The following is a 9,489-nucleotide window of genomic DNA, read 5'->3' on the forward strand; positions in this document are numbered from 1 at the left end:
CTTCGGCACCGGCCGCATCGCGCCCGGCACCGGCATCCTGCTCGCCGCCCCCCCGCGTCCCAGCCAGCCGGCCATTCTCGCCGCCAGCGTCACCTCCACCGCCACCGGCACCTTCCGCGCCACCGCCACCGGCACCGGCCAGGGCGCCATCTCGCGCGCCAATGCCATCACCTGCCCCCGCGGCGTCCCCGGCGGCGAGGCCAGCTGCAGCGCCACCGCTGACCCTCACGGCCAGGGCCTCGCCATCGGCGGGCGCTGAACCGGCCTGCGGGACGCCGCCATGAAAATCGGCACCGGCCGGGCGGTTCCGCCGTTCCGGGTGATGGAGGTCATCACCGAAGCCAACGCCCGCGTGCAGGCCCGCCAGCCGGGCGAGCGCAAAATCCTGCGCCTGGAGGTTGGCCAGCCCGGCACCGGCCTGCCGATGGGCGCGCGCCTGGCCGCCGAGGCCGCACTGCGCAGCGGTGAGCCACTTGGCTACACCGAGGCCCTGGGCCTGCCCTCCCTGCGCGAGGCCATCGCCGCGCATATCCAGAGCTGGTACGCCACCGAGGTGCCGGTCTCCCGCATCGCGGTGACCTTTGGCGCGTCGGGAGCCTTTCCTCTGGCGTTTCTGGCGGCGTTTGACCCTGGCGACACCATCGCCCTGGCCGCGCCCTATTACCCGCCGTATGTGAACATCGCCACCGCGCTGGGCCTGAAGCCGCTGATCCTCCCCTGCGGCATCGAAACCGGCTTTCAACCCACGCCCGCCATGCTGGATGCGCTGGAGCGCAAGCCCGATGGCCTGATCCTCGCCAGCCCGGCCAATCCCACCGGCTCCATGCTCGCCCCCGATGATCTCAAAGCCCTGGCGCGCTACTGCCACAGCAACGGCATCCGGCTGATCTCCGATGAAATCTACCACGGCCTGACCTACGGCAAGCCAATCGCCTCCGCCGCTCAGTTTTCGCCAAGCGCCATCGTCATCAACTCCTTCTCCAAGTACTTCTCGATGACTGGCTGGCGCGTCGGCTGGATGGTTTGCCCCGAGGAGCTGGTCCGCCCGGTGGAGCGTCTGGCGGCCAATTTTTTCGTCTCACCCTCTTATATTTCACAGGTCGCCGCCCAGGCCGCCTTTGCCTGCGCGCCAGAGCTGGAGGCCAACCGCGCCCGCTACGCCACCGCGCGCCAGATGCTGCTCACCGGCCTGAAAGCCTCAGGTTTCAGCCAAATTTCTCCGCCTGACGGCGCTTTTTACCTCTACGCAAGCTGCGCCGGCCGCGCCGCCAACAGCGCTGCCTTCTGCACCCGGCTGCTTGACGAAGCCGATATTGCCGCTACACCCGGCTACGATTTCGACGCCAAAAGGGGCCATGATTTTTTCAGGATGAGCTATTGCGCCGCCTTACCGGACATAGAGGAAGCGATTTTCCGCCTGTGCCGCCTCCAACCCTAGTGCCCTGCCCCTGAAGTCCGCTGCATCTCATAGCGGACGGAAGGGACAAGCAGGCCACTGAAAACAAAGCGCTAGTGTCCCGTGAGGGAAGATGTTTCGATGTTACGAACTTCAAAAGCGGGACACTAGCAATCCTAGACCAAAGATTGTGTGCTAGAGTACTTTCCCATCGTCACAACATCCAATATCAGTGACACGCCCGCCAAGGGCGCCATAACCGAGGTAGAGAACAGAACCATGAAACTGCTGGTCGCCGTGAAACGAGTGGTTGATTACAACGTCAAGGTCCGCGTCAAGTCTGACCATACGGCCGTTGAGACCGCCGGCGTTAAAATGTCGATGAACCCGTTTGATGAAATCGCCGTTGAGGAAGCCGTCCGCCTGAAGGAGAAGGGCGTCGCCACGGAAATCATCGCCGTCTCGCTGGGCGTTACCCAGTGCCAGGAGACCATCCGCACCGCGCTGGCCATGGGCGCTGACCGTGGCATCCTGGTCGAGACCGATGCCGCGCTGGAACCCCTGGCCGTCGCCAAAATGCTCAAGGCGCTGGCGATCAAGGAAGGCGCTGAGCTGGTCCTCCTGGGCAAGCAGGCGATTGACGATGACATGAACGCCACCGGCCAGATGCTGGCGGCCTTGCTGGGCTGGCCGCAGGGCACCTTCGCCTCCAAGGTTGAGATCGCCGATGGCACCGCCACCGTCACCCGCGAGGTTGATGGCGGCCTGGAAACCCTCGCCCTCACCCTGCCCGCCGTCATCACCGCTGACCTTCGCCTGAACGAGCCGCGCTACGCCTCGCTGCCCAACATCATGAAGGCCCGCAAAAAGACCATCGACGTGATGAAGCCCGAAGATCTGGGCGTTGACCCCGCGCCGCGCCTGACCATCCTCAGCGTCTCCGAGCCGCCGGTTCGCAAGGCCGGCATCAAGGTGGCCAACGTTGCCGCCCTCCTCGACAAACTCCGTAATGAAGCGAAGGTGATCTGATCATGACCTCACTCGTTGTTCTCGACTTCGATACTCACGGCATCAAGCAACCCTCCCGCTCGGCCGTCGCCGCGGCGGCGCTGCTGGGTGAAGTCCATGTGCTGGTCGCAGGCTCCGGCGTCGGCAACGCCCCCGCCGCGGCCGCCAAAATCGCCGGCGCCGCCAAGGTTCTGGTGGCTGACGACGCTTCGCTGACCCATGGCCTGGCCGAGCCGCTCTCAGCCCTCATCGTCTCGCTCGCGGGGAATTATTCCCACATCTTCCAGGCCGCCACGGCGGCTGGCAAAAACGTGCTGCCGCGCGTCGCCGCCCTGCTCGATGTTCAGCCCCTCAGCGACATCTCCGGCGTGGTTGATGCCGATACCTTCATCCGCCCGATCTATGCCGGCAACGCGCTCGCCACGGTCAAATCCTCCGACTCCAAAAAAGTCATCACCGTGCGCGCCTCGGCGTTTGACCCCGCGGCCCCCGAAGGCGGTTCCGCCAGCATTGAAACCCTGAGTGTCACCGCCGTGGCGGCGCAGTCGAAATATATCTCCTCCGAACTCTCCAAATCCGAGCGCCCCGAGCTCACCGCCGCGAAGATCATCATCTCCGGCGGGCGCGGCATGCAGAACGGCGAGAACTTCACCAAACTGCTGGACCCGGTGGCCGACAAGCTCGGTGCCGCCGTCGGCGCCTCCCGCGCGGCGGTGGACGCCGGCTTCGTCCCCAACGATTATCAGGTCGGCCAGACCGGCAAGATCGTCGCCCCGGATCTCTACATCGCCGTCGGCATCTCAGGCGCCATCCAGCACCTGGCGGGCATGAAGGACTCCAAGGTCATCGTCGCCATCAACAAGGACGAGGACGCCCCGATCTTCCAAGTCGCCGACTACGGCCTGGTGGGAGATCTCTTCACCATCCTGCCGGAGCTGGAAAAAGCGCTATGAAAATCACGCATATCGGCGTCATCGGCGCCGGCCTCATGGGCAATGGCATTGCCCATGCCTGCCTGCTCGCTGGCTATCATGTCGCCCTTGTGGATACATTTGAAGCCGCCCTGCCCAAGGCCCTGGCAACCATGAGCAAAAACATGGACCGCCAGATCGCCAAGGGCAGCCTCACCGCCCAGGCGAAGGACGAGGCGCTGAGCCGCCTTGTCACCGCCACCAGCTACACCGCCCTCGGCACCGCCCAGATCATCATCGAGGCTGCGCCCGAGCGCGAGGAGATCAAGGAAGCCATCTACAAGGCGCTCGTTCCCCTCATCGGGGCGGACACCATCATCGCCTCCAACACCTCCTCCATCTCCATCACCAAACTGGCCAGCATCACCGGCCGGGCCGATAAATTCATTGGCATGCACTTCTTCAACCCGGTGCCGGTGATGAAGCTGGTGGAAGTCATCCGCGGCATGGCCACCTCGGATGAGACCTACAACACCATTTATGCACTGGCCGAATCGCTGGGCAAAACCATTGCCACGGCGGCGGATGCCCCTGGCTTCATCGTCAACCGCATCCTCTGCCCCATGATCAACGAGGCGATTTTCGCGCTGGCCGAGGGCGTCGGCACCGTCACCTCCATCGACTCCGGCATGAAACTCGGCGCCAACCACCCGATGGGCCCGCTCGAACTGGCTGATTTCGTCGGCCTGGATACGCTGCTGGAGGTCATGCGCGTGCTCCACAACGGCCTCGGCGAAGACAAATACCGCCCCGCCCCGCTGCTCATCAAATACGTCGAAGCCGGGTGGTACGGCCGCAAATCCGGCCGCGGTTTCTACGATTATTCAGTGACCCCGCCAAAACCTGCCCGCTGAAAAGGCGGCCGCGCGGCGCGTTTGGCACTCCTCCACCACGAGTGCCAATATTCTTGACTTCCATTCGCCCACCTCCTAGAAAGCTGGCACTCTCAACATGGGAGTGCTAGCAACCGCGGTGCCGCGTGCCGGGCCGGACAGGTTGCTGAGCTTTTAAGACTTATCAGTTTAGGAGCGATCCCGATGGCGAAATTCCGCCCATTGCACGACCGCGTTGTGGTCCGCCGGCTTAACGCCGAAGAAAAGACCGCAGGCGGCATCATCATCCCCGACACCGCCAAGGAAAAGCCGATGGAAGGCGAAGTCGTCGCCGCCGGTGCTGGCGCGCGTAACGAAGCCGGCGCCATCGTGGCCCTGGACGTCAAGGCGGGGGACCGCGTTCTGTTCGGCAAATGGTCCGGCACCGAAGTCAAGATCGACGGTGAAGACCTGCTGATCATGAAGGAATCCGACATTCTCGGCATCATCGAGGCGCCCGCCGCCCCGAAGAAAAAAGCCTGATAAAACACATATTTAAGGAATCACCATATGGCTGCCAAAGACGTACGTTTTGGGGCTGATGCCCGCGACCGCATGCTGCGCGGCGTCGACACCCTCGCCAATGCCGTTAAAGTCACGCTCGGCCCCAAAGGCCGCAACGTGGTCATCGAAAAATCCTTCGGCGCCCCGCGCATCACCAAGGACGGCGTGACCGTCGCCAAGGAAATCGAGCTTTCCGATAAGTTCGAGAACCTCGGCGCGCAGCTGATCCGCGAAGTCGCCTCCAAGACCAACGACCTCGCCGGCGACGGCACCACCACCGCCACCGTGCTCGCCCAGGCGATCGTGCGTGAGGGCGTCAAGGCCGTGGCCGCCGGGCTGAACCCGATGGACCTGCGCCGCGGCATCGACAAGGCGGTTGCCGCCGTCGTCGAAGAGCTGAAGAAGCGCACCAAGAAGATCACCACCCCCTCCGAGACCGCCCAGGTTGGCACCATTTCCGCCAACGGCGAGACCGAGATCGGCGAGATGATCTCCAAGGCGATGCAGAAAGTCGGCAACGAGGGCGTCATCACGGTTGAGGAAGCCAAGGGCATCCAGACCGAGCTGGACGTCGTCGAGGGCATGCAGTTTGACCGCGGCTATGTCTCCCCCTACTTCATCACCAACCCCGAGAAGATGATCGCGGATCTGGACAGCCCCTACATCCTGATCTTCGAGAAGAAGCTCTCCGGCCTGCAGCCGATGCTGCCCCTGCTCGAAGCCATCGTGCAGACCGGCAAGCCCTTGCTGATCATCGCCGAGGACGTCGAGGGTGAAGCCCTGGCAACCCTGGTTGTGAACAAGCTGCGTGGCGGCCTCAAGATCGCCGCCGTCAAGGCGCCGGGCTTTGGCGATCGCCGCAAGGCCATCCTGGAAGACATCGCCATCCTCACCGGCGGCCAGGTCATCTCCGAGGATCTGGGCATCAAGCTCGAGACCGTGACCCTCGCCATGCTGGGCCGCGCGAAGAAGATCCTCATCGAGAAGGAAAACACCACGATCATCGAAGGCGCTGGCAAGAAGGCCGACATTACCGGCCGCGTCACCCAGATCCGTGCGCAGATCGAGGAGACCACCTCCGATTACGACCGTGAGAAGCTGCAGGAACGTCTGGCCAAGCTGGCTGGCGGCGTCGCGGTCATCCGCGTCGGCGGCGCTTCCGAGGTTGAGGTCAAGGAACGCAAGGACCGCGTTGACGACGCCCTGCACGCAACCCGTGCGGCCGTTGAAGAAGGCATCGTGCCCGGCGGCGGCGTCGCTTTGGCCCGCGCCTCGCTCATCCTCGCCAAGCTGAAGTTCGACAACGAAGACCAGCGCGTCGGCATCGACATCGTCCGCAAGGCGATCCAGGTGCCCCTGCGCCAGATCTCCGAGAACGCCGGCGAAGATGGTGCGGTCATTGCCGGCAAGGTGCTGGACAAGGACGACTACTCCTACGGCTTCGATGCCCAGTCCGGCGAGTTCAAGGACATGGTCAAGGCCGGCATCATCGACCCCACCAAGGTTGTGCGTACCGCCCTGCAGGATGCTGCTTCCGTGGCCTCGCTGATCATCACCACCGAAGCCGGTGTGGTTGAGCGCCCCGAGAAGAAGGCTGCCGGCGGCATGCCCGGCGGCGGCATGGGCGGCATGGGCGGCATGGGCGATATGGATTTCTAGAGTCTGATCGTTTGAGGCTGACGCGCGCAAGCGCGGCAGCCGAAAGCGTGAATCAGCCTCTTATCATAATAATCCAGCCCATAACGTTTGGACCAAAAAAAAGCCCCGGCGGAAACGCCGGGGCTTTTTTCATCACCATGCCTGCGGGCGGCGTGCTCAGGCCGCGCAGCTCTCAAACCCGCGCCGCAGCTGCGGCCGGTTCAAATCGCGCCCGATGAACACAATCCGGCTGGTGCGCATCTCGCCCTCTTTCCACGGGCTGATAAAATCCCCATCCGCGATCATATGCACCGCCTGAAAGGCAAACCGCCGGTCCTCGTTCTTATACGCCAAAATCCCCTTGGTCCGTAGCAAATTGGCTCCTTGCGTCTGCAAAATATGCCCAATCCACGCCTGGAATTTCTCCGCATCCAACGGCGCGGCGCATTCCAGCGAGATGCTCGTCAGGTGCTCGTTATGCGTATGCTCCGAATCCTCCTCGAGAAAATCCGGCACGCTCTCCAGCACTCTTTGCAAATCGAACGCATTCAGCCCGAGCAGTTTATCAATCGCCACATCGCCGCGCGTCGCATGATGGATTTGCGCGAACCGGTTGATGCTCCTGATCCGCGCCTCCACCTTCGCCAGTTCCTCCGGGCTCACCAGATCCAGCTTGTTCAGCACGATCACATCGGCAAACGCCACCTGGTCGGCCGCTTCCGGCGCATCCTCCAGCCGGGCCAGAAAATGCCTGGCATCCACCACGGTCACAATCGCATCCAGCCGCGTCTTCGCCTTCACATCCTCATCGACAAAAAACGTCTGCGCCACCGGCGCCGGGTTCGCCAGCCCCGTGGTCTCCACGATAATCCCGTCAAACTTGTCCGCCCGCTTCATCAAGCCGTTCACAATTCGGATCAAATCGCCGCGCACCGTGCAGCAGATGCAGCCGTTGTTCATCTCGAACACTTCTTCATCCGTATCCACGACAAGGTCGTTGTCCACACCCAATTCGCCGAATTCATTAATGATCACGGCGTATTTCTTGCCATGCTGCTCGGTCAGAATCCGGTTCAGCAGCGTCGTCTTGCCCGCCCCCAGATAGCCGGTAAGCACGGTCACGGGAATCAAATCAGCCATATTCAAACATCCAGTTTTATTGCGTTGGCCCCATATATAGGTACTTTTAGCGCAAAACATCCGGCCAGGGATAATCGCCCGGCGCGACACGCCCAAACGCCGCCTCCACCACATATTCCGCAACCCGCCGCTCGTTGAACAGCTCGATATATTTCGTCCGCCCCGCCGCCGCCGCCGCCATGCGCGCCACCGGCGCACCCGCGTAAAACGTCAGTTTCTCGGCCAATTCGCCTAGCGAGGAGAAAAAGATCATCTCATCATCGGAGAACAGTTGGTCATACCCGGTCTGCCGTTCGATCGCGGCAAGCAGCCCGTTGCCCATCAGATGCGCCAGCCGGTCCGAGCTGTAGAGAAAATAATCGCTGCGGCGGCTGATGTTCAGCCCAATCCCCGCCTGCTCCAGCCCATCCTGATACGCCGCGCCAAACAGCAGTTTCTGGCCGAACATCCCCGGCGTCAAAATGCTCACCCCCGGCGCTTGCGCGCGCAGCGCTTGCGTAAACGCTTCCATATCCCAGGACTGGCCGCACACCACCCGCAGCGGCCGGTGCGGGTTGCCGCAGGCGTAAATCACATCAAACGCCGGCGCCGCCACCTGGTCCATCCGCGCGCGCTCAACGGATACATCCACCGGATTCGGCAAAAACCCGGCCAGCCGGCCCGGCCTGCGGAATTGCTCCAGCGCCGGCCCGGCGGTGGAAATCAGCGTTGCGTCCACCACATCGATCGTATTCAGAATCCGCGCCACATTCCCCGGCTCGAACAACGGGTCCACATTCCACTGCACCACCCGCAGTTGCGGCAAATCCGCCCGAATCGCGGCAATCGTCTCCGCCCAGATCATATCCGCATGGCCCAGCACCAGCAGGTCCGGCCGGTGCTCGCGGCAGAACTCGCGCAACACCTGGTTGGCCGTGCGCCGCCCCAGCCGGTAATGCCCAAAGCCCGCCGCCCGGGCGATATCGCGGTCAGAAAGGTTGAACACCGCATGGCCATTACGGGTGAAGCCATTGGAAAGCTTGATCTCCACTGAATGCTGATTGCGCCGGCTCAGCGAGACTGGGAAATACGCAACATGAACAATCCGCAGCATCGCGCCTATTCCCGCCTCAAATTAGCGGGAAACTCCAAAAAAATGCACTCATGCGGTGGAAATCTGACCATTTAGCCGAGGTGCCGTAGCGGCTTGGATGTGTCAACCGGCAAACGCCTCCCCCAGCTGGTCACCGCCTCTTCCCTTGCCGCCAGCGCCAGCCCGAACACAAAAAACAGCCAGCCGGACATATATAAAATCGGAAACTCGTCGGCCGAGCCAAACGGCCACACGAAGGTGACAACCGCAATCAGCAGCCCCACCCGCAACGGCTCCGGCCTGCCCCAGAGTCCGCGGGCCAGCGTGGCCAGCCATACCGCAATCATGCCAACAAACAGGCCCACCCCGGGAATCCCCGCATCCACGAACGCCTGGAAGTAGAAATTATGCGGATGCAGATTGCACGCCCCCAGCCCAAGCGCGGTCGGCGCAATGCCCAGCGCCGGCAACCCGCCGCCAAAGCGCGCCAGTGGGCACAACACGCGGAAACCATTATACCCCCAGCCATGCCAGGGCGACTGCAACCCCATCACGCTCGCGCGGGTGAACAATTCGCCATAAGGGCTGAGCGTGAAATGGCGCAGATTAACATATGTCTCGCCGACCAGCTTGGCGTAGGTCGGCGGCGAGATCACCGGGGTCGCCAACAGCACCAGCGCAGCCACCAGCACCAGCCCCAGCGCCACCCGGCGCAGTTGCGGCACCAGCAGCGCCGCGCCGGTCAGGCCAACCGCGCTCAGCACCACCCCCATGCGCTGGCCGATGAGCACGGCGGTCACCACCCCCAGCCCCGCGAGCGCAACCGCTCCCGCGCGCCAAGCGGCCCCTTGCCACGCGGTCTCGCGCCTGCCCAGCATCGACAAAACC

At 63.1% G+C, this 9,489-nt stretch carries 9 protein-coding genes and 1 pseudogene; 7 read left to right on the plus strand and 3 right to left on the minus strand.

The window, feature by feature from the left end; translation table 11 throughout:
- From HKL97_RS09125 to groL, 7 genes and pseudogenes are all read left to right on the plus strand, one after another.
- Nucleotides 1–259: pseudogene (locus HKL97_RS09125) on the plus strand (gamma-glutamyltranspeptidase); the annotation flags it as partial.
- Nucleotides 260–280: 21 nt separating this feature from the next.
- The gene (locus tag HKL97_RS09130) at nucleotides 281–1,438 is read left to right on the plus strand and encodes a pyridoxal phosphate-dependent aminotransferase (RefSeq protein WP_291424592.1); all 1,158 of its coding nucleotides are present in this window, start codon (nucleotides 281–283) and stop codon (nucleotides 1,436–1,438) included.
- Nucleotides 1,439–1,675: 237 nt separating this feature from the next.
- Entirely contained in the window at nucleotides 1,676–2,425 is a 750-nt protein-coding gene (locus HKL97_RS09135) for an electron transfer flavoprotein subunit beta/FixA family protein (protein WP_291424594.1), read from the plus strand.
- 2 nt (nucleotides 2,426–2,427) lie between these two features.
- Nucleotides 2,428–3,357 (plus strand): FAD-binding protein, encoded by a 930-nt coding sequence (locus tag HKL97_RS09140; protein WP_291424596.1) that lies wholly within the window; start codon nucleotides 2,428–2,430, stop codon nucleotides 3,355–3,357.
- The gene (locus HKL97_RS09145) at nucleotides 3,354–4,229 is read left to right on the plus strand and encodes a 3-hydroxybutyryl-CoA dehydrogenase (protein WP_291424598.1); all 876 of its coding nucleotides are present in this window, start codon (nucleotides 3,354–3,356) and stop codon (nucleotides 4,227–4,229) included. Before HKL97_RS09140 ends, HKL97_RS09145 begins: the two co-directional genes overlap by 4 nt.
- 183 nt (nucleotides 4,230–4,412) lie before the next feature.
- The gene (groES, locus tag HKL97_RS09150) at nucleotides 4,413–4,730 is read left to right on the plus strand and encodes a co-chaperone GroES (protein WP_284259012.1); all 318 of its coding nucleotides are present in this window, start codon (nucleotides 4,413–4,415) and stop codon (nucleotides 4,728–4,730) included.
- A gap of 27 nt (nucleotides 4,731–4,757) precedes the next feature.
- Nucleotides 4,758–6,410 carry a chaperonin GroEL gene (gene groL / locus HKL97_RS09155; protein ID WP_291424601.1) on the plus strand — a complete coding sequence of 551 codons (1,653 nt, stop codon included), beginning with the start codon at nucleotides 4,758–4,760 and terminating at the stop codon, nucleotides 6,408–6,410.
- A 156-nt stretch (nucleotides 6,411–6,566) separates the two neighbouring features.
- Here the strand turns inward: groL and HKL97_RS09160 are convergent, their stop codons facing one another.
- From HKL97_RS09160 to HKL97_RS09170, 3 genes are all read right to left on the minus strand, one after another.
- On the minus strand, nucleotides 6,567–7,529 hold the full coding sequence (locus tag HKL97_RS09160) for a GTP-binding protein (protein ID WP_291424602.1): 963 nt from the start codon (nucleotides 7,527–7,529) through the stop codon (nucleotides 6,567–6,569).
- 46 nt (nucleotides 7,530–7,575) lie between these two features.
- The gene (locus HKL97_RS09165; RefSeq protein ID WP_291424604.1) at nucleotides 7,576–8,622 is read right to left on the minus strand and encodes a glycosyltransferase; all 1,047 of its coding nucleotides are present in this window, start codon (nucleotides 8,620–8,622) and stop codon (nucleotides 7,576–7,578) included.
- Between the two features lie 71 nt (nucleotides 8,623–8,693).
- Nucleotides 8,694–9,489, minus strand: a 796-nt coding sequence (locus HKL97_RS09170; protein WP_291424606.1) for an O-antigen ligase, incomplete at its 5' end; no start/stop codon positions are given.

This window comes from Acidocella sp. (genome assembly GCF_013044125.1).
Lineage (GTDB): Bacteria > Pseudomonadota > Alphaproteobacteria > Acetobacterales > Acetobacteraceae > Acidocella.

What these genes read in the sequence shown, in the direction of transcription:
- HKL97_RS09130 (WP_291424592.1), top strand. Translation starts at nt 281, where the DNA reads ATGAAAATCGGCACCGGCCGGGCGGTTCCGCCGTTCCGGGTGATGGAG.
- HKL97_RS09135 (WP_291424594.1), top strand. Translation starts at nt 1,676, where the DNA reads ATGAAACTGCTGGTCGCCGTGAAACGAGTGGTTGATTACAACGTCAAG.
- HKL97_RS09140 (WP_291424596.1), top strand. Translation starts at nt 2,428, where the DNA reads ATGACCTCACTCGTTGTTCTCGACTTCGATACTCACGGCATCAAGCAA.
- HKL97_RS09145 (WP_291424598.1), top strand. Translation starts at nt 3,354, where the DNA reads ATGAAAATCACGCATATCGGCGTCATCGGCGCCGGCCTCATGGGCAAT.
- groES (WP_284259012.1), top strand. Translation starts at nt 4,413, where the DNA reads ATGGCGAAATTCCGCCCATTGCACGACCGCGTTGTGGTCCGCCGGCTT.
- groL (WP_291424601.1), top strand. Translation starts at nt 4,758, where the DNA reads ATGGCTGCCAAAGACGTACGTTTTGGGGCTGATGCCCGCGACCGCATG.
- HKL97_RS09160 (WP_291424602.1), bottom strand. Translation starts at nt 7,529, where the DNA reads ATGGCTGATTTGATTCCCGTGACCGTGCTTACCGGCTATCTGGGGGCG.
- HKL97_RS09165 (WP_291424604.1), bottom strand. Translation starts at nt 8,622, where the DNA reads ATGCTGCGGATTGTTCATGTTGCGTATTTCCCAGTCTCGCTGAGCCGG.